Consider the following 21,508-nt stretch of genomic DNA (forward strand, 5'->3'; position numbering starts at 1 on the left):
AGGAATAAAATGGCAGACTATTTATTAGTTGTAGACATGCAGTCAGATTATGTTGCTGTAGGAAAAGCATATCATGAAGAACTGACTGCAGCTGTAAATGACAAAATTGCTACCTATCCTAGCGAACGAGTTATCTATATTCTCAATCGTTTTTTCTGGGAGAGAAAAGATAGAAAGAAGAAATTTACGACCGGCTTGCTGGTTGTATCTTCTCGTATTTTTGAGAAGCGTCGGGCTTCTTGCTTTACTAATCCAGATTTAAAAGATTTTTTAGAGGGAAACGGTGCTAAAAGCATAGAGTTTATAGGGGTGGATGGCAATGGCTGTGTCAAGGCTTCCGTTTTGGCAGCTGTCAAGGAGAATTATCAGGTTTCTGTCGATTTGTCTGCTGTCGGAGTTGCCAACCAGAAGAAATTCTCTAAAACACTGAAGCAGTGGCAAGATTGCGGAATCAAGATTGGATAGTTTTATGGGGATCTTAATATGAAGATTATCTTTGTCCGTCACGGGGAGCCAGATTATAGTATGCTTGATAAAATTGAAAATCCGCAACTCTATAGTGGTTTTGGTCGTGATTTAGCACCATTGACAGGAAAAGGTCGCAGTCTGGCAAAAGAAGTTGCTAAAACTGCATGTTTTGGAAAGGCAGAGATTATTATTTCATCGTCTGTGACGAGGGCCTTAGAAACAGCACATTATATAGCAGTTGAAACAGGATTGGACTTGTTTGTGGAGCCGTTTTTTCATGAGTGGCGTCCAGACTTAGATGGCACTAACTCTGATTTAACTAGTGTATTGGTAGCTCATGAATATTATCTAAAATATCAAGGAGCTTTATCTGAAGATTCTCCTTATCGCTATGAAACTGATCTAGAGATGCGTCATCGTTTTTTAAGAGCTTTGGAAAAATATAAAAATTATAAAAATATTATCATTGTAACTCACGGAATGCTCATGCGCCAGTTTGTGCCAAATGAGAAGATTGATTTTTGCCAAGTGATTGAGTGTGACATAGAGATTTAGAAAGAGGTTTATCATCGCTAAGAAAAAAACGACATTTATTTGTCAAAATTGTGCCTACAATTCCCCCAAGTATTTAGGGCGCTGTCCAAACTGTGGGTCTTGGTCTTCTTTTGTCGAGGAGGTTGAGGTTGCAGAGGTCAAGAATGCACGGGTGTCCTTGACGGGTGAAAAGACCAAACCCATGAAACTGGCGGATGTGACCTCTATCAATGTCCATCGGACCAAGACCGAGATGGAGGAATTCAACCGTGTACTCGGTGGAGGAGTGGTCCCAGGGAGTCTCGTCCTCATCGGTGGGGATCCAGGGATTGGGAAATCGACCCTTCTCTTACAAGTATCAACCCAGTTGTCTCAAGTGGGAACGGTTCTCTATGTCAGTGGGGAGGAGTCGGCCCAGCAGATCAAACTCCGTGCAGAGCGCTTGGGAGATATCGACAGTGAGTTTTATCTCTATGCCGAGACCAATATGCAGAGCGTGCGAGCAGAGGTGGAACGCATCCAACCTAATTTTCTGATCATTGACTCCATCCAGACCATTATGTCTCCTGAGATTTCAGGGGTGCAGGGGTCGGTCTCTCAGGTACGTGAGGTAACGGCTGAGCTCATGCAGCTGGCCAAGACCAATAACATCGCCATCTTTATTGTTGGCCATGTGACCAAGGAAGGAACCTTGGCAGGACCTCGGATGCTGGAACACATGGTGGATACGGTCCTCTACTTTGAGGGCGAGCGCCACCATACCTTCCGGATTCTGAGAGCGGTCAAGAACCGCTTTGGCTCGACCAATGAGATCGGTATCTTCGAAATGCAATCAGGTGGCTTGGTCGAGGTTCTCAATCCTAGTCAGGTCTTTCTGGAAGAGCGCCTGGATGGCGCGACTGGCTCGTCCATCGTGGTCACCATGGAAGGGACGCGTCCAATTCTAGCTGAAGTGCAGGCCTTGGTGACGCCAACTATGTTTGGAAATGCCAAGCGGACGACAACGGGGCTTGATTTTAATCGAGCTAGTCTCATCATGGCAGTGCTAGAAAAACGAGCGGGTTTGCTCCTTCAAAATCAGGATGCCTACCTCAAGTCTGCAGGTGGTGTCAAGTTGGATGAGCCAGCTATCGACCTAGCCGTAGCCGTAGCCATTGCTTCCAGCTACAAGGACAAGCCAACCAACCCGCAAGAGTGTTTCGTTGGAGAGTTGGGCTTGACCGGAGAAGTCCGCAGAGTCAATCGGATCGAACAACGGATCAATGAAGCTGCTAAGCTCGGTTTCACCAAGATTTATGTGCCTAAAAATTCTCTGACGGGGATCACGACACCATCAGGTATCCAAGTGGTCGGTGTGAGTACACTAGCTGAAGTCTTGAAGAAAGTATTTTAATAGAAGAAAAGAGGCTGGGACAAAAGTCCTAGCATCTCAATTGTTTTTGGATTATCGAGCAAGACGCAGTGGTTGAGTGGGCTCTACTACGCTGATTTCATCAGCTTTTACAGCCCTGCTCAACTGTGCGGAGGTGGGACGACGAAATCGAATTCTAACGAATTACCGATTTCTGTCCCACTCTCTTTTTTCAGATGTGACAGATGACGGGAGATCCTTTCTGACAGAAATAGTGAGATGTGGTAAAATAATAGATGATTTGAATTTCAAAGGAATAAAGGAGAGACCATGTCTTATTTTGATAATTTTTTAACAGCTAACCAAGCTTATGTGGCGCTACATGGAGACCTCCGTCTTCCGATTAAGCCCAAAACACAAGTCGCCATTGTGACCTGTATGGATTCCCGTCTTCACGTGGCGCCTGCACTAGGTCTGGCTCTTGGAGATGCCCATATTTTGCGGAATGCTGGAGGGCGCGTGACCGATGATATGATTCGCTCCTTGGTCATTTCGCAGCAGCAAATGGGAACCCGTGAAATTGTGGTCTTGCACCATACAGACTGTGGCGCACAGACCTTTGAAAACGAAGGTTTCCGTCAGCATCTCAAGAAAGAACTGGGTGTGGATGTAGGAGATCGCGACTTCCTTCCCTTTCAAGATATTGAGGAGAGTGTCCGTGAAGATATGGAGCTTTTAAAGGCTTCTCCTTTGATTCCAGAGGATGTCGTTATTTCGGGAGCGGTGTATGATGTGGACACCGGATTGATCTCAGAAGTGAAATAATTATATAGAAGAGTATAGGAAGAAAGAACGATCTTTGTTTTCCTGTATTCTTTTTTTGGTGTAAAAAAAGTGAACCGGATAGGAAAAAATGTTACAATTTAGCACAAATTATTAAAAAATATGTGGTATAATATGACATTTTAACAAGAATGTTACATTTTTATTTCGACAGATTGACTCTTGATGTCAAGGATGTTACAATTTTATTTGTATCATGGAATCATGAAATATGAAAAAGGAGATCCTATAAATGAAGGATATTTTCAATAGACGCCAACGCTTTTCTTTACGAAAATATAGCATTGGGGTTTGTTCTGTTCTCTTAGGAACAGCGCTCTTTGCTGCAGGAGCTCAATCTGCGTCAGCGGATGAGGCAACAGCAGCCTCTGAATCTGCGGGAACAGCAGCTTCAGAAGCAGCACAACCTGCTACAACAGAGTCAAGTCAAGCAGAAGCACCAGCTGCTTCTAAGGCATACGGGGAAGGGGGATCAGTTCCCAAAATTGACCTTTCTGGGACTGCTGCTGCAACTTCAGAAACACCAGCTCCAGCAACTGAAAAAGCTGAAGTAGCTAAAACACCAGCTGCTACAGAAAAACAGGTAGCGCCAGCTGAAACTAAAAAAACTGAAGAAGCTTCAAAACCACTAAACGTTGGTTCATTGCCAGAAATCGTTCTACCAACAGCGAAAATGGCAGAAACCAGCTCTAAACCAGCTTCTACCACAGTTTCTACTACAGCACAACCTACTGCAACTCGTGCTGCAGCAGGTGAAAGCTCAGAAAGAGCAGCTGCAAGAGAAGAAGCAACTACACCAGCTGCAACAACTACTTTTTCAGCAACTGTAAGTTCAGCAGCTCCAATCACTGGTACGGGAGCAGCTGCTCAAACAGATAAAGCAACAAGTACAGATGCTGCTGCGGCTGTAGCAAACGCTGCTACAGAACGTACAAATGCAGGAGCTTTAGCAGTAAGTAGTCGTCGTCGTAGCCGTCGTGCTGCTACAGACCACAATAACGAGCCAGTTGCTGTAGCAACTTTCTTAAAAGACGGTGAAGTTGCTACACCTGATATGACGGATCCTAACGGTGCAAGTGTTCGTTCACAAACAGTACCATCAGGATATGCTGCTAAAGAAGGCGATGTCTATACATACAGTATCGTAGACCTTACTCGCTTTAACGAACGGTATCATACAAACTACTACACACGTGCTTATAAGAGATTTGATGCTTCGACAGATACGACTGTTGAATTGATCGATAAAAACACTGGCAATGTAGTAGAAACCAGAAAGATTACTGCCTCTAGTGGTATTCAAAAATTCACTACTACTGCTACTGCATCTAGAGGAGAATTAACTTGGCAAGTTGATTACGATCCAGGTACAGGAGCTGGCCCTGGTAAAACGGACCAACCATTCATCCAATTAGGGTATGAAGTTGGGGCAAGTATCCAAGCTTTAGTAGCTCCAGGACATAACCTTACTCCGGATGAGAAAAAATTATACGATGATGTTTATGCTGCTCGTACATCAACAGATATTATCAACGTTGTAGAACCAGCTTATAACGGTCGTACGATTACGGATACTAATGCCAAGATTCCAGCATCAGTTAATAAAACAACTTACTATAAAGTAGTTGATAAAAATAATCCAACATTTAATGCGAATAAAACTGATGTAACTGTTCAAGATTATAAAGCAAATGGTAATGAAGTAGACTTAGCTTCATACACTCTTAAAGCTATGGAAGGGCAAAACTTCACAGCATCTGGAGAGCGTCAATTTGATGGTTACAAATTGTATCAAGCAGCTGATGAAAATGATCAATCAGGTTATGTAAGTCGCCCTTACACTGTTGGTACGAAATTCATGGACGCTGAGCGTGCAGGGATTAAACGGATTAAAGAAATCGTAGGTGAAGATGGAACTGTAGTTGTTCGCGTTTATCTTCTAGATCCAAAACAACAAAGCAAACGTTCTGACGGTACCTTGAGCACCGATGGCTACATGTTGCTAGCAGAAACAAAGCCTATTAAACCTGGTGATTATAACAAACAAGAATTAGCAGTTAAGAAATCACCACTTCACACAATTCCTTTCACTGATAGTAAAGGTGTAACCTATGCAAATGGTAAAGAAGTTCCATTTGACTTCCAAAAAGCTGCTGGATATACACCATATAAAACTGTATTCGTACCATTCTTAGGAGACAATATCGGTCACCTTTCTCCAAACGAGCAATTGATTCGAGGAGTAAATGGTATTGGTACAAACGTTGACTTGCTCAACACTTTGACACCATATAAACAACCGGTTTACTACTATGTCAAACAAGAACCAGTTGAAGTCACTCCAGAAGTTGAAAAACAACTGGAAGGACGTGTACTTGTTGATGGTGAATTTAGCTTCAAGATTAAAAAAGATCAAGAAAATAAATCACTTCCAGGATATGAAGAAACTGTTACGAACAAAAACGGTAAAGCAACATTTAGCAAATTAACCTTCAATAAAGTTGGTACTTACACTTACACAATCACTGAGGTTAAAGGGGCAGATACAAACGTCGATTACGATGGTATGACAGTTAAGATGACTGTTACTGTAACTGAAAACTCTAAAGGTGATTTGCAAGCTGCAGTTAAATACAGTGGTACTGGTGGATTTGCCTCAAGCGCAGATGATAAAGTCTTCAACAACTACGTTGTAGCTCCAGTTAAGACCAAGTTTGACTTCAGCAAGGCTCTTGCAGGTCGTGAGTTGAAAGCCGGTGAATTCAGTTTCGTATTGAAAGATTCAACTGGCAAAGTTCTTCAAACTAAGACAAATACTAAAGAAGGTGTTGTAGCCTTTGATGATTTGACCTTTGACAATACTCAAGTTGGTAATCACAAATACACTGTAGAAGAAGTTATTCCAGAAAATAAAGAAGCTGGTATGACTTACGATACAATGAAGGCTGAAGTAACGATTAAAGTTACGAAGGAAGGTCATGTTCTTAAAGCAACTAACACTCTTCCATCAGATACAGAGTTCAACAATACCTTCACACCTGTTGCTACACAAGCTCAATTCAAGTTCACTAAGAAATTGGAAGGGAAAGAGCTCACGAAGGATGCCTTCACATTTGAATTGGTTGAAAATGGTAATGTCATCCAAACGAAGAAAAATGCGGCTGATGGAACCATCCAATTCGACGCGATTTCTTACGATAAAGAAGGTTCACACACTTATACTGTACGTGAAGTAGCTGGAACAGATACAAACATCGACTACGATGATATGAATGCAGTCGTAAAAGTTAACGTTACGAAAGATGCTGCATCTGGTGTCTTGACTGCTAAGGTTACAATGCCTGAAGATACAGAGTTTAACAACTTTGCAGTAGCTCCAGTTAAGACTCGTTTCGACTTCAGCAAAGCCCTTGCAGGCCGTGAGTTGAAAGAAGGCGAATTCAGCTTTGTATTGAAAGATTCAAATGGTAAGACTCTTCAAACCAAGACCAATACTAAACAAGGTGTTGTAGCCTTTGATGATTTGACCTTTGATAATACTCAAGTTGGTACTCACAAGTACACTGTAGAAGAAGTTATCCCAGAAAATAAAGAAACTGGCATGACTTACGACCCAATGAAAGCTGAAGTAACAATCACTGTTACTAAGGAAGGTCATGTTCTTAAAGCAACAAACACACTTCCTGCAGATACAGAGTTCAACAACACCTTCACACCTGCTGCAGCTCAAGCTCAATTCAAGTTCACTAAACGTCTTGAAGGGAAAGAGCTTACAAAGGATGCCTTCACATTCGAATTGCTTGAAAATGGCAATGTGATCCAAACTAAGAAAAACAAAGCTGACGGATCTATTACATTTGATGCGATTGAATACAACGCTGTAGGTGAACACACTTACACTGTGCGTGAAAAAGCTGGTAACGATACAAACATCGATTACGATCCAATGAACGCAGTCGTAACCGTTAATGTAACCAAAAATGCAGCTACAGGTCTCTTGAGCGCAGCTGTTACAATGCCTGAAGACACGGAATTCAACAACTATGTGGTTTCACCAGTTGTGACCAAGTTTGACTTCACTAAGAAATTGGCTGGTCGTAAATTGGCTGCAGGCGAATTCAGCTTCGTATTGAAAGATTCAACTGGTAGAGAAGTTGAAACTGTGAAAAATGATGCTGACGGTAACGTAACCTTCTCAGAATTGTCATTTGACAATACAAAAGTTGGTACCCACACATATACTGTAGAAGAAGTGATTCCGGCAAACAAAGAATTTGGAATGACTTACGACCAAATGAAGGCTACAGTGACTGTTGAAGTTGCCAAGAACGGTCATTCATTGACAACTGTTACAAACGTGACATCAACTGGTGGTAAAGATGCCAATGGTAACGCTACTGATGGTACTGCAGATAAAGAATTCAACAACAAAGTTACTCCTCCAGAAACTCCAGAATTCCAACCAGAAAAATTTGTCGTTTCTAAAGAGAAATATGACATCACTGGTAACAAGTTGATGGATGACGACAATGAGTTGACAAATGAGTACACTGAAACAAATGCGGATCCATATGTAGACAAGACAACTAACAACGAACCAGAAAACTTGAATACCAAGACAGTTAAACGTGGTTCTAAATTGGTTTACCAAGTATGGCTTGATACTACGAAATTTACTGAAGCGAACAACATCCAATACGTTGGTGTATCTGATACATACGATGCAGAAAAATTGGACGTTAATGCAGCGGACATCAAAGCATATGATTCAGTAACTGGTGCAGAAGTAACCAATAAATTCGACATCAAAGTTGAAAATGGTACAATCACTGCAACTTCTAAAGATGAATTTATCAAAGATAAAGTCAATGCTCCTGTTATCGACACAACTAAGTTCGAATTTGGACGTTACTATAAATTTGATATTCCAGCAACTGTGAAAGAATCTGTTAAAGCTGGTGCTGATATTGAAAATACAGCCAACCAAACAGTTCACGTTTACAACCCAGTAAGCAAGACAGTTGAAAAACCTGAAAAACCAACACAAAAACGTGTCAACAGCGTTCCAGTTCCAGTGGAAATGAACTTCACGAAACGTTTGGAAGGTCGTGAACTTCAAGCCAAGGAATTCGAATTCGTATTGAAGAAAGACGGCGTTGAAGTTGAGCGCGTGAAGAATGACGCTGCTGGTAAGATTGTCTTCAAGACTCTTGAATTCGGTCGTGATGATCTTGGTAAGACTTACAACTACACAGTAGAAGAAACTCCTGGTACAGATGCAACTGTCAAATACGATACAATGGTTGCTACTGTTAAAGTGGTTGTTTCACACGATGGTACAGCTAAAGCAATCGTTGCCAACGTAACAGATGCAGCTGATAAAGAATTTAACAACCGTGTAACACCTCCAGAAGAACCTAAGTTCCAACCAGAGAAATATGTTGTTTCTAAAGAGAAATATGATATCACTGGTGACAAGCTCGTTGACGATGATAGAGAGTTGGCAGACAAGTACGCAGATACAAATGCGAACCCATATGCAGACGATGCATCAAACAACGAAGCAGAAAACTTGAATACCAAGACTGTTGAACGTGGTTCTAAATTGGTTTACCAAGTATGGTTGGATACAACTAAATTTGATGCAGCTAACAAGGACAACATCCAAACAGTTGGTATCTCAGATAACTATGATGAAGCTAAATTAAATCTTAATAAAGCTGACATCAAAGCTTATGACTCTGTAACAGGCGCAGAAGTAACAGATAAATTCGATATCGCTGTCAACAACGGTGTGATCACTGCTAACTTGAAAGCTGGCTTCACGAAGTCACTTGGCGATGCAGAAAACACACAAGTCATCGATACAACTAAATTCGCATTTGGACGTTACTATAAATTTGATATCCCAACAACAGTGAAAGACGATGTGGTAGCTGGTGCAGATATCGAAAATACTGCGGCTCAAGTTGTAAACTATTACAACCCAACGACTAAGAAAGTTGAAAAACCAAACAAACCAACTGAAAAACGTGTAAACAATGTTCCAATCTCAGTAGAATTTAACTTCACTAAGAAATTGGAAGGTCGTGATCTTAAAGCTAACGAATTCACATTCGAGTTGAAAGATAGCGACAATGTTGTGATTGCGACTGCAACCAACGATGCAGCTGGTAACTTCAAGTTCACTCCAGTTGATTACACAAATAAAGCTGGTAAAACTGTCACTGCCCTTAAATACCAGAAGGGTCAAGAAGGTACTTACACTTACACTGTAACAGAGGTTAAGGGTACAGACTCAACTGTCACTTATGATGAAATGTCTGCAGTTGTAACCGTTACTGTGTCTCATGACGGTACTGCCAAAGCCTTGATCACAAACGTGACAGAACCTGCTGATAAAGAGTTCAACAACCGTGTCACTCCACCAACAGAACCTAAGTTCCAACCAGAGAAATACGTTGTTTCTAAAGCGAAATTCGATATCACAGGTACGAAGCTCGTTGATGACGATTCTGAATTGACAGATAAATATGGTGAAACAAATACAAACCCATATGTCGATACAACTGCCAACAACGAAGATGAAAACTTGAATACGAAACCAGTTGAACGTGGTCAAAAACTTTACTACCAAGTATGGTTGGATACAACTAAATTTGACGCAAACAACAAAGACAATATCCAAACAGTAGGAATCACAGATAACTACGACAAGGATAAATTGACTGTTAATGCTTCAGATATCAAGGTTTACGATTCAGTTACTGGTGCGGATGTTACGACTAAATTTGATATCTCTGATAACAATGGTGTTCTGACAGCTAACCTTAAGGATGGCTTCACTAAGTCACTTGGCGACGCTGAAAATACTCAAATCATTGATACTACTAAGTTCGAATTTGGACGCTACTATAAATTTGATATCCCAGCAACAGTGAAAGACGATGTCGTAGCTGGTGCAGATATCGAAAACAAGGCAGCACAAGTCGTTAACTACTACAACCCAGTAAGCAAGACTGTTGAAAAACCAAACAAACCAACTGAAAAACGTGTCAACAGCGTTCCAATCTCAGTAGAATTCAACTTCACTAAGAAATTGGAAGGCCGTGAACTGAAAGCTGGCGAATTCACTTTCGAGTTGAAAGACAGCGACAATGTTGTGATTGCAACTGCAACCAACGATGCAGCTGGTAAGATCAAGTTTGCTCCAGTAGATTACACTAATAAAGCTGGTGAAACTGTTACTGCCCTTAAATACAAGAAGGGTCAAGAAGGTACTTACAAGTACACAGTAGAAGAGGTTAAAGGAACTGACGCAACCGTAACTTATGACACAATGAAAGCTGTTGTAACAGTTGAAGTTCGTCATGATGGTACAGCGAAAGCCTTGATCACAAACGTGACAGAACCAGCTGATAAAGAATTCAATAACACAGTTCGTCCTCCAGAAGAACCTAAGTTCCAACCAGAGAAATATGTTGTTTCTGAAGAGAAATACGATATCACAGGCGACAAACTCGTTGATGATGATAAAGAGTTGGCAGACAAGTACGCAGATACCAATGCGGGCCCATATGCGGACGATGCATCAAACAACGAAAAAGAAAACTTGAACACTAAGACTGTGAAACGTGGCGACAAGTTGGTTTACCAAGTATGGTTGGATACAACTAAATTTGACGCAGCTAACAAGGACAACATCCAATCAGTAGGAATCTCAGATGACTACGATGAAGCTAAATTGGAACTTGATTCTACTAAGATCAAAGCTTACGATTCAGTAACAGGCGCAGAAGTAACAGATAAATTCGATATCACTGTGAACAACGGTGTGATCACTGCAACTCTTAAAGATGGCTTCACTAAGTCACTTGGCGACGCAGAAAACACACAAGTGATCGACACAACTAAATTCGAATTCGGACGTTACTACAAGTTCGACATCCCAACAACAGTGAAAGCTGATGTACCTGGTGGTGTAGACATCGAAAATACTGCAGCTCAAGTAGTAAACTACTACAACCCAACAACTAAGAAAGTTGAAAAACCAAGCAAACCAACTGAAAAACGTGTAAACAACGTTCCAGTTGAAGTGGAATTCAACTTCACGAAACGCTTGGAAGGCCGTGAGCTTAAAGCTAACGAATTCAGCTTCGTTCTTAAAGATTCAGAAGGTAAGACTCTTGAAACTGTGAAGAACGATGCATCTGGTAACGTTAAGTTCTCAGCTCTTGAATTCAAGAAAGGTCAAGAAGGCGTACACAACTACACAGTAGAAGAAGTTAAAGGATCTGACGCAACCGTTACATACGACACTATGAAAGCGAATGTAACAGTCACAGTTTCACACGACGGAACAGCTAAGATTCTCGTAGCGACTGTAGGCAAAATTGCGGATAAAGAATTTAACAACCGTGTAACACCTCCTGAAACTCCAGAATTCAATCCAGAAAAATATGTTCTAAACGAAAAAGAATTTGATTTGACTGGAACTTCATTATTAGATGATGATAAAGAGTTGGCAGACAAGTACGCAGATACCAATGCAAACCCATATGCGGACGATGCATCTAATAACGAAAAAGCGAATATCAATACTAAATCAGTTAAACCAGGTCAAAAACTTGTTTACCAAGTATGGTTGGATACAACTAAATTTGATGCAAACAACAAAGACCATATCCAATCAGTAGGAATCTCAGATGACTACGATGAGGCTAAAGTTGATGTTGATGGTTCAGCAATCAAAGCTTATGACGGTAAGACTGGTGCGGATGTAACAGCTAAATTCGATATTACTGTGAACAACGGTGTGATTACTGCAACCCTTAAAGATGGCTTTACTAAGTCACTTGGCGATGCGGAAAACACACAAGTCATCGACACAACTAAATTCGAATTCGGACGTTACTACAAGTTTGATATCCCAGCTACAGTGAAAGCTGACGTTAAAGGCGGAGTAGACATCGAAAACACTGCGGCTCAAGTTGTAAACTACTACAACCCAACTACTAAGAAAGTTGAAAAACCAAACAAACCAACTGAAAAACGTGTAAACAGCGTACCAGTTGAAGTGGAATTCAACTTTACTAAACGTATGGAAGGCCGTGAGCTTAAAGCCAATGAATTCAGCTTCGTGCTTAAAGATTCAGAAGGTAAGACTCTTGAAACTGTTAAGAACGATGCCTCAGGTAACGTTAAGTTCTCTAAACTTGAATTCAAGAAAGGTCAAGAAGGCGTTCACAACTACACAGTAGAAGAAGTTAAAGGAACAGACGCAACCGTTACATACGACACTATGAAAGCGAATGTAACAGTCACAGTTTCACACGACGGAAAAGCTAAAGTTCTGATCGCGAAAGTTGGCGACATTGCGGATAAAGAATTTAACAACAAGGTGACTCCTCCAGAAACTCCAGAGTTCAACCCAGAGAAATACATCTTGAACGCTGAGAAATTCGACCTTACTGGTAAATCACTTCTTGATGATGATAAAGAATTGGCAGACAAGGTTGCGGAAACAAACGCAAATCCTTACGCTGATAAGGCTGACAATAATGAAGCAGCAAACATCAATACTAAGACTGTGAAACGTGGCGATAAGGTTGTTTACCAAGTATGGTTGGATACAACTAAGTTCACTGAAGCGCACAACATCCAATCTGTTGGTGTTACTGATGACTACGAAGAAGACAAGCTTGACATCAATGTTGCAAACATCAAAGCTTACGACTCTGTAACAGGCGAAGATGTGACTGCTAAATTTGATATCAAGGTTGAAAACGGTGTGATCTCTGCAACTTCTAAAGCGGACTTGACTAAGTCACTTGGAGACGCAGAAAATACTCCAGTGATCGACACAACTAAGTTTGCGTTTGGACGTTACTACAAGTTCGACATCCCAGCAACAGTGAAAGATACTGTTAAGGGTGGTGCGGATATTGAAAACACTGCAGCTCAAATCGTTCACCAATACGATCCAACAAGCAAGACAGTGAAGAAACCAAACAAACCAACTGAAAAACGTGTTGTGAACATCCCTGTTTCAGTAGAATTCAACTTCACGAAACGCTTGGAAGGCCGTGAGCTTAAAGCTAACGAATTCAGCTTCGTTCTTAAGGATAAAGATGGTAAGACTCTTGAAACTGTGAAGAACGATGCATCTGGTAACGTTAAGTTCTCAGCTCTTGAATTCAAGAAAGGTCAAGAAGGAACTTACAACTACACTGTAGAAGAAGTCAAAGGAACTGATACAACCGTTACTTATGACACGATGAAAGCAGTTGTGACAGTTAAAGTTTCTCATGATGGAACAGCGAAAGCTCTCCTTACTAAGGTAACGGATCCATCAGACAAAGAATTCAATAACACTGTTCGCCCACCTGAAACTCCAGAATTCAACCCAGAGAAATACATCTTGAACGAATCTAAATTCGATCTTACAGGTGTGAAACTTCTCGACGATGATAAAGAGTTGAAGGATAAGGTTGCGGACACAAATGCAAATCCTTACGTTGATAAGACTGATAACAACGAAGCTCAAAATATCAATACGAAGACACTCAAGAAAGGTGATAAAGTATACTACCAAGTATGGTTGGATACAACTAAATTCACTGAAGCACACAATATTCAATCTGTTGGTGTGACAGATAAATATGACAGTGCAAACTTGACTGTCAACGGAGCTGATATTAAGGCATACGACTCTGTAACAGGAGAAGATGTAACAGCTAAGTTTGATATCAAGGTTGAAAACGGTGTGATTACTGCAACATCTAAAGCAGACTTGACTAAGTCACTTGGAGACGCAGAAAATACACAAGTTATCGACACAACTAAGTTGGCCTTTGGACGTTACTACAAGTTTGAAATTCCTGCAGAAATTAAACAATCTGCTCAAGATGGTGTGGACATTGAAAATACAGCTTCACAAATCGTACACCAATACGATCCAACTAAGAAGACTGTAGAAAAACCAGAAAAACCAACTGAAAAACGTGTAGTCAACATTCCAGTTAAGGTTCAATTCCAATTCACTAAGAAATTGGAAGGTCGGGCATTGAAGGCTGGTGAATTCAGCTTCGTTCTTAAGGACGAAAAAGGAAATGTGATCGAAACCGTAACCAATGATGCGGCTGGTAAGATCACCTTCTCAAATCTTGAATTCAAACGTGGTGAAGAAGGAACTCATCTCTACCATGTAGAAGAAATCCGTGGCACAGATTCTAGCGTTGAATACGATAAGATGGTTGCCACTGTGGGTATTATGATTAACAAAGACGGTAAAGTATTGACGGCTATTACTCAGTTGCCAGAAGATACAGAGTTTAACAATACTGTTATTCCGCCAACAACACCGCCAAATACACCACCAACAACACCACCGAATACACCACCGACAACACCGCCGACAACGCCACCAACACCACCAACACCACCAACACCACCAACAACACCGCCAACACCACCAACGCCACCAACACCTACAACTCCTCCAGCTCCAGCACTTCCTGAAACTGGTGAAGAACAATCAGCATCTGCTGCATTGTTAGGTGCTGCACTTGGTATGGTTGGCCTTGCGGGACTTGCAAAACGCAAAAAACGCGAAGACTAAAATTGAGGTGACATCAGCAAACTTGTTGATGAGGTGACAATTTTAGATCCAACAGGAAGAGGCTTTGCTCGAAAGAGCAAGGCCTCTTTGTTTGGTATTGGAAACTTAGAAAAACATGCATAAATGTGATGAAAAAGTTTCAGTAAAATTCTATATATTCATTTCATTCGGTTACTAGTTTCAGTAAAATTCCATTGACTTGAAGTAGAGAAAACAGTATACTAGTAAAGCAATTTGATCTTTCAAACTGCCGGCAACAAGGGGAATGAATCCACTTTGAATTGGAATACAGTAGGGTTTGGAGTGGTAGTACTTCACACCCTTATTGTCGTCAGTCACCCTCATAAAAGGGATCTAGACTCTGAATGAGTTGTATAAATATAAAAAAACTTCCTTGGAACAGAATTCCATAGGAAGTTTCTTTGTGTTTGGGATCTACTCTTGTTTCTTTTTGTAAGGGATAAGACTGGACAAACCTGCTAAGAGGCCAAGTCCAAGTAGGGCTAGCTGAGAGGTTTCTTCACCTGTTGCAGGTAGATGAGTTCCTTCTTGAGGGGTGTTAGGAACAACTTCAGGGAGTTCCTCTTTTTGGCTTGTTGTTTCAAGAGGTTTCTCCTCTTCTTTGTTAGAGAGAAGTGTTGATCCCTTTTCTTCATGAGCATCAGTCGTGTTTGCTTTTGTCACGGAAGGAAGAGGGCTAACTGTTTCTTCTTTTTCTGTTTCTGGGGATGGTTGTGGAGTAGGGATTTCTTTGACCTTGTAGGCAAAAATCAAGATGGTTGTTCCCACTTCTACGTTCCCAGTTTGTTCAGCTGCACCGATCCGTTCGTAAATGTGGCCGTCGTAGGAGATCTCATCTGGTGCGCTAGCGACGTAATGGGTTCCATTGTCCACATTTGTTGCAATAGCAAGCTCTGGTTGCAATTCAGTGTTAGTATCTTGGATGACAAATCGCGCGATGACCGTTCCCGTAGCTAACTTGTAATCATAGATGACAGTTTTCGTTCCCTTAGTGACTGTGCCACTTGGATCAGCAGAATCAGCACGGTGTCCAACTAGATGGTAGATACGACCATCTTTTGTGATTTCTGTTGGGGCCTCACTGGTGTACTTGGTGCCGAAATCTACCTCTGTAGCGAGGTCTTGCGCCTCTTGCAGATCAGTATCGCCTCCCTCAGTGAGGAATCGTACTCTGACCGATCCTTTGGTGATAGTGTAGGAAATAGCAGTATCAACTGTTGGAGACTCAGGGCTTGGAAGAAGATAGCCTTTTGTTTCGTCAAGAGGATCCACAAGGTTTAAGACTTGTCCACGAGCATCTTTTGGCTCTAATCCCTCTACGTAAGGAAGGATAGCAGTAGGAGATGCGATGGCGGTTGGATTTGTGGGATCGTTTAGATAAGTGATCTCTTTTTGAGCATGAGCTGGTTCTTTACCAGTAGCATAGCTGATCCTATAGGCACCGACTGGGTGATAGATGACCGTATCTGTGATGTCTGCTGCATCAGCATGAATGCCAGTATGTTCTCCTGCTTTTGTCAGATCAGAAGTGACGGCATCAGTCGATTCTTCTGCTACGACAACATAGTCTTTTTTGACGGGATTTTCAAGAGCTGCAAAGCTTGTGCCGTCTTGAGCTGTCCAGTCTTCAAGACTTGTCTCGCCTGTCACCAAATTGATGGTACCTTTGCGAGTGAAATGAAGGCTGTTAGTTTGGTCAGCTATTCCTGCAGGCTGGCGGTTAGATCCATCCTGGTCCTCTGTCACATAGGTCACTGTACGTGTCACTGTTTCAGATAAATGATCCAGATCAGCAGTTGTTTGACCAGCTGGAGCTAGAGGAGTTGGATAGACACGACCTTCGCTATCTCCTGGAACAACTTGACCGGCTTGGATAGGCTGTGTTGCAGAAAATTCTACAATTTTTGGTGCCAAGCGGACAATAAACTCTTGAACTCCATCTTCATTGGTGTTGGTAGCGTCGCGGTCAAAGTTTGGTTGTCCCTCTGCATCGAAGCCATTCTCTACTAGTTCATAGCCTTTCTTCAAATAGTTGGCAATGGTTTCTTTTGTAGAGTAGTTGATCTTTTCACCTGTATGACCAACCAAGTCACTGGAACGCTCGAGCTCAACTCCGTTTTCATCTTGATAAAGAACATGGGCGGCTTCATTGAGTTTGACATAGAGCATATCCCATACATCTAGACTAGGAACATCGATAGCAGCCATCCATTGGCCAGCCCCTCCGTCATAATAAACATTTGCGCTTGTTTCCCGGAGGTTGATGTTGTATTTTCCTTCAACAGCATCAGGTGTTGCCCAGTAAATGCTGGCGTGTTCAGCCTGGTCTTTTGTGATTTTTCCGAGTGGAACAAAAGCTTGAATATTGGTCAATTTTTCGGTTGTATTCACAGCGCTGTTCCATTTGTTTTCAGTGATGCCGACCAAATTGATCAAGTGAGCAATCCGATCACCCGTCTTGGTTTCTTTTGTAATGGTATAAACGGTTCCAGGTTGAACCCCGTCAGCATTATCCAGGTTGGATCCGATGAAGTTGCCGTTTACCAGTACATTTGTATTGTCTACAATTCGACGAGTATCATGCGCCAAGGTGTCGCGCCCACGGAGAAGTTCTTGGTAAGCAACGATGAATTCTTGGTAGTTGAATTCTGCATTGGCAAAGTCGGCATTGACTGGTAGGTTTTGATTGAGATACCATTCTGCTTGGATCACCCCAAAACCTTTAGCATCCTGAGAAGTATTGAGGGCTGCAGTCGTCATATGGTAACCACCGCTCGCTGCGATGATGGCATCTGTCAGCAATTCGTTGTCTTTGCTGAGGGCTGATGCATTTTTACCACGATGGGTATAGGCTGCGATGATAGGAGATTTCCCCTTGTATAAATCACGCATCCGTTCGGTGAGACGCGTCAAGGCTTGGTAGGTAGAGTCATAGGCAATGCTATCTCCCCAAACTTCCGCATAAGGTGCAGAGACATTGGTCTTTCCTAGTCGATCAGCATCTCCAGTGGAGATATCGTTGATCATGAAGTCATAGCCTTCTTTTTTGAGGGCCTCTGTCGCAGCTGTGGCTAGTTCCGGATAGTGTTCGCTCAAAGAGAAGCCTTTTCCAGGTTCACTGACTTTTTCCACCCAGTTAGATCCCATGGTATCCCCTTGCCATCCATCAAAATTCCCTTCTTTCATGGCTTTAGTCATGACTTCAATGATAAATTTTTGCCAATTTGGATCGCCTGGATCAAGAAATTGTTGGATATCAGTCGCTGTGACATCACCCTTTTTGCCAAAATTGAAATGGTCTTCTAGATTGCGAACGATGGCGCTTTTCACTTCATTTGGAACCCCTTCTTCCAGGGAAACTGCGTAAATCATGTTATAGAGCATGGCTTTGGCACCAGTTGTATGGACATGAGCCACCAGCTCTTTGACTGCTTCTGTATCGATGACAGGTAAGTAAGACTTGCGCTTGTCAGGATCTGTTTCGCTATTTGGAATTAAGAAAGTCGCCCAGTCTTGAGTGAAACGTTCAACATTTGCTGGGAATGGGTTGGCAGGTGTATTGTAAACGTCGTAGAAGAAGTAGTTGTTGATGTGCATATTGGCCAATTGGTCAATACTATTTTTGTAGCCTTCTACCTGATCATTGGTGATGGAGTTGTGATTGTCTTTTGAGCCGGCAACCACCCCATAACGTGGGTAGATCGTCCAGTCATCTTCAACAGCAAGACCCGCTGCTTTATGAAAGGCTTGGGAGCCATCTGCTTTCTTACCAAGGACATCAACGATAAATCCAGCATTAGGTGAAAAGACCGTACTTGGAATCGTCAGCTCGCTACCTTCAACGTTTTTCTTTTCATAAATGACCTGATCTAAATGAGAGACAGTGACATCAGAAGAAACCACTTCAGGGTTGTTGATGGAGATCCGAACATCTTCTCCACTTTTATAAGTCGCTTTATCAAAGGTGACGTCGTTGGTGATTTTTGGAGTATTATAAGTAGTTGCTGGAGCTGCACTGACCGGTTGAGTGGCAGTTACAGTTGGTGTTGTTTCCGATGGCGAAGAAGTTGCTTCCGTCGTAGCACCTTCCTCACTAGTAGTGGTAGGAGTACTGCTATTGGTTGCTACTGGTTGAGCGGTTGCTGGGATCTCAGAATTCGGATTGGTATTGACTTCGTCAGCCATGGCAACAGAGCTTACCATCAAGGCTCCAAAAAGGGTGATCATAGAGACCAATGCCTTGTTGCGTTTGCGGACATAGCCGTGCCCTTTTTCAGAGACACTATTTTTTTCTTGTTTCATTTTTTTCTCCCACATACTGTTTCTATAGTTTGTTCAACAGTATTTTCAATAATGTCGATTTAATACTAACTAGTATACGATTTTTCACTAGATAGTGTCAATTTAAGAAAGAAAGCCAGCGTGTAAACTTTCATGAAATTGTTAGAAAACCGTACTAAATAAGGGTTTTTGATTCAGAAAAATAAACAAACGAAAAGCGTGACACAAAATTTCCTCGCATTTTAAAAAAGGTACAAATTAGTGATAAAAGTAAATAGAGGAGAAATGCTTGTACAAACCTTATTACTAAAAGAAATCAGCAACAGCTCTTACGAGCCTTGGCTTGCTTGGTGTGATCGCAACAGGCTTTGGTCTTGCTCAAAAGAAAAAAGAAGACTAAGATTTTCTTTTAATCCTTTAAAAAAATATCACGATTAAAAACCAGAAGGCACAACCTTTTGGTTTTTTTATAAAGCATGAAAAGGGAATTGATAACAATTTCCTATAGGTTCTCTTCCATATTTATGTTACAATTAAACTACTATTATCGAAGGGAGAAACTATGATTAATTCAATTGTTTCACAAGGTTTGATTTGGGCCATTTTAGGGTTAGGAATCTTTATGACGTTCCGAATTCTAGATTTTCCAGATATGACAACAGAAGGCTCCTTCCCGCTTGGAGGAGCGGTGGCAGTAACCTTGATTACCAAAGGGGTCAATCCACTCCTTGCGACGCTGGCTGCTATTGGAGCAGGGTGCTTGGCGGGACTTGCGACGGGCCTTCTCTACACAAAAGGGAGAATCCCGACACTCTTGTCAGGGATCCTTGTAATGACGTCTTGTAACTCGGTTATTCTCTTTGTCATGCAGCGGGCTAATTTGGGACTTCTGGGCTATAAAAAAATTCAGGAATTTCTTCCTTTTGCCAGTGGGTTCAATGAGATCCTGATTGGTTTAATTTTCGTAACGCTTGTGATCCTTGGTTTGATCTTCTTCTTGGATACACGCTTGGGTCAAGCCTATATTGCGACAGGAGACAATCCAGATATGGCCAAGAGCTTTGGGATCAACACCGACCGGATGGAATTGATGGGCTTGGTCATTTCAAATGGGATTATTGCTCTTTCTGGTGCACTGATGGCCCAGCAAGAAGGCTATGCGGATGCTTCACGTGGGATTGGTGTCATCGTTATTGGGCTTGCCAGCCTTATTATTGGAGAGGTGCTCTTTTCAAATGTCACTTTGACAGAGCGCTTGCTCAGTATTGCGATCGGATCGATCGCCTACCAATTTTTGATTTGGGCCGTGATTGCGCTTGGCATCAATACCAGCTATATTCGAATCTTCAGTGCCTTGATCTTGGCTATCTGCCTGATGATTCCAACCTTTAAGGGAAAAATCATGAAAGGAGCGAAACTCAGTAAATGACAGCAATTGTAGAATTAAAAAATGTAACCAAAGCCGTGAGCAATGGGATGAACGAAGAAAAAGTCATTCTGGATGATGTTTCCTTGGAAATTCGAGAGCATGATTTTATCACGATTTTGGGGGGCAATGGAGCTGGAAAGTCAACCCTCTTTAATACCATTGCTGGGACGCTTCCGGTGAGCAGTGGAAAGATTTATATTTTGGGAGAAGATGTAACCAACTATTCTCCTGAAAAGAGAGCCAAGTACCTATCGCGGGTCTTTCAAGATCCTAAAATGGGAACAGCGCCTCGCATGACAGTAGCGGAAAACCTCTTGGTAGCGAAGTTTCGTGGAGAAAAACGTGGTTTGATTCCGCGTCACTTGGCCAGCTATAAAGAAGAGTTTCAAACAGTCCTTGCTAAGATTGGCAATGGCTTGGAAAATCATATCGATACAGCCGTTGAGTTTCTATCAGGGGGGCAACGACAAGCCTTGAGTCTGTTGATGGCGACACTGAAACGTCCAGAACTCTTACTTTTAGATGAACACACTGCAGCCTTGGATCCAAAAACCAGTCAGGCGCTCATGACCTTAACCAATGAGTTTGTGAAACAAGATGCCCTCACAGCTCTTATGATCACCCACCATATGGAAGATGCTTTGAAATATGGAAATCGCTTGATTGTCATGAAAGACGGACACATCGTCCAAGATCTCAATCAAGAAGAAAAAGCCCAAATGACCATCGCAGACTACTATCAATTGTTTGAGAAAGACTAAGATACAAAGCCCGTGTTCAATTCGTATAACGGCAAGTACTATGGTATCTTGCCTACACGACTCACTAACTCCTCAGGTGGATGGTATCGATCCACCTTCGTCCTGTCGCATTCCGCTAAGATACAAAGCCCGTAAAATGGGAGTAGGACAGAAGCGACATCACTTAGGTTGTTTGATAGAGAAGTAGTTTGTCTGCATGC

Annotated in this window: 9 protein-coding genes; 8 read left to right on the forward strand and 1 reads right to left on the reverse strand. The window is 41.9% G+C overall.

Annotated elements, in window-relative coordinates; all coding sequences use genetic code 11:
- Window positions 1–9: 9 nt before the first annotated feature.
- From O3646_RS08375 to O3646_RS08395, 5 genes are all read left to right on the forward strand, one after another.
- Window positions 10–465 carry an isochorismatase family protein gene (locus tag O3646_RS08375; RefSeq protein ID WP_049491772.1) on the forward strand — a complete coding sequence of 152 codons (456 nt, stop codon included), beginning with the start codon at window positions 10–12 and terminating at the stop codon, window positions 463–465.
- Between the two features lie 18 nt (window positions 466–483).
- Window positions 484–1,023, forward strand: a complete 540-nt coding sequence (locus O3646_RS08380; protein ID WP_195623598.1) for a histidine phosphatase family protein — start codon at window positions 484–486, stop codon at window positions 1,021–1,023.
- A 13-nt stretch (window positions 1,024–1,036) separates the two neighbouring features.
- On the forward strand, window positions 1,037–2,395 hold the full coding sequence (radA, locus tag O3646_RS08385) for a DNA repair protein RadA (protein ID WP_195623606.1): 1,359 nt from the start codon (window positions 1,037–1,039) through the stop codon (window positions 2,393–2,395).
- A gap of 288 nt (window positions 2,396–2,683) precedes the next feature.
- A complete protein-coding gene (locus O3646_RS08390; RefSeq protein ID WP_003008959.1) occupies window positions 2,684–3,178 on the forward strand; it encodes a carbonic anhydrase in 495 nt (164 codons plus the stop codon).
- A 250-nt stretch (window positions 3,179–3,428) separates the two neighbouring features.
- The gene (locus O3646_RS08395; protein ID WP_371610775.1) at window positions 3,429–14,816 is read left to right on the forward strand and encodes a Spy0128 family protein; all 11,388 of its coding nucleotides are present in this window, start codon (window positions 3,429–3,431) and stop codon (window positions 14,814–14,816) included.
- A gap of 435 nt (window positions 14,817–15,251) precedes the next feature.
- On the opposite strand, the gene O3646_RS08400 is transcribed toward O3646_RS08395, so the two are convergent.
- Window positions 15,252–19,139: a glycoside hydrolase family 66 protein gene (locus tag O3646_RS08400; protein WP_371610776.1), complete on the reverse strand. Its 3,888-nt coding sequence runs from the start codon at window positions 19,137–19,139 to the stop codon at window positions 15,252–15,254.
- A gap of 264 nt (window positions 19,140–19,403) precedes the next feature.
- On the opposite strand from O3646_RS08400, the gene O3646_RS08405 reads away from it, so the two are divergent.
- The 3 genes from O3646_RS08405 (at window position 19,404) to O3646_RS08415 (ending at window position 21,308) form a co-directional block, all read left to right on the forward strand.
- A complete protein-coding gene (locus O3646_RS08405; protein WP_368385453.1) occupies window positions 19,404–19,556 on the forward strand; it encodes a hypothetical protein in 153 nt (50 codons plus the stop codon).
- Window positions 19,557–19,680: 124 nt separating this feature from the next.
- Window positions 19,681–20,547: an ABC transporter permease gene (locus O3646_RS08410; RefSeq protein ID WP_003008955.1), complete on the forward strand. Its 867-nt coding sequence runs from the start codon at window positions 19,681–19,683 to the stop codon at window positions 20,545–20,547.
- Window positions 20,544–21,308, forward strand: coding sequence for an ABC transporter ATP-binding protein (locus O3646_RS08415; protein ID WP_371609037.1), 765 nt, complete (start codon window positions 20,544–20,546; stop codon window positions 21,306–21,308). The genes O3646_RS08410 and O3646_RS08415 overlap by 4 nt, the downstream gene beginning before the upstream one ends.
- Window positions 21,309–21,508: the final 200 nt, after the last annotated feature.

The sequence above is a fragment of the Streptococcus sp. 27098_8_148 genome, from assembly GCF_041432105.1.
Classification (GTDB): domain Bacteria; phylum Bacillota; class Bacilli; order Lactobacillales; family Streptococcaceae; genus Streptococcus; species Streptococcus parasanguinis_AE.

Coding starts and splice junctions, on each gene's coding strand:
- O3646_RS08375 (WP_049491772.1), top strand. CDS start 10: ATGGCAGACTATTTATTAGTTGTAGACATGCAGTCAGATTATGTTGCT.
- O3646_RS08380 (WP_195623598.1), top strand. CDS start 484: ATGAAGATTATCTTTGTCCGTCACGGGGAGCCAGATTATAGTATGCTT.
- O3646_RS08390 (WP_003008959.1), top strand. CDS start 2,684: ATGTCTTATTTTGATAATTTTTTAACAGCTAACCAAGCTTATGTGGCG.
- O3646_RS08395 (WP_371610775.1), top strand. CDS start 3,429: ATGAAGGATATTTTCAATAGACGCCAACGCTTTTCTTTACGAAAATAT.
- O3646_RS08400 (WP_371610776.1), bottom strand. CDS start 19,139: ATGAAACAAGAAAAAAATAGTGTCTCTGAAAAAGGGCACGGCTATGTC.
- O3646_RS08405 (WP_368385453.1), top strand. CDS start 19,404: ATGCTTGTACAAACCTTATTACTAAAAGAAATCAGCAACAGCTCTTAC.
- O3646_RS08410 (WP_003008955.1), top strand. CDS start 19,681: ATGATTAATTCAATTGTTTCACAAGGTTTGATTTGGGCCATTTTAGGG.
- O3646_RS08415 (WP_371609037.1), top strand. CDS start 20,544: ATGACAGCAATTGTAGAATTAAAAAATGTAACCAAAGCCGTGAGCAAT.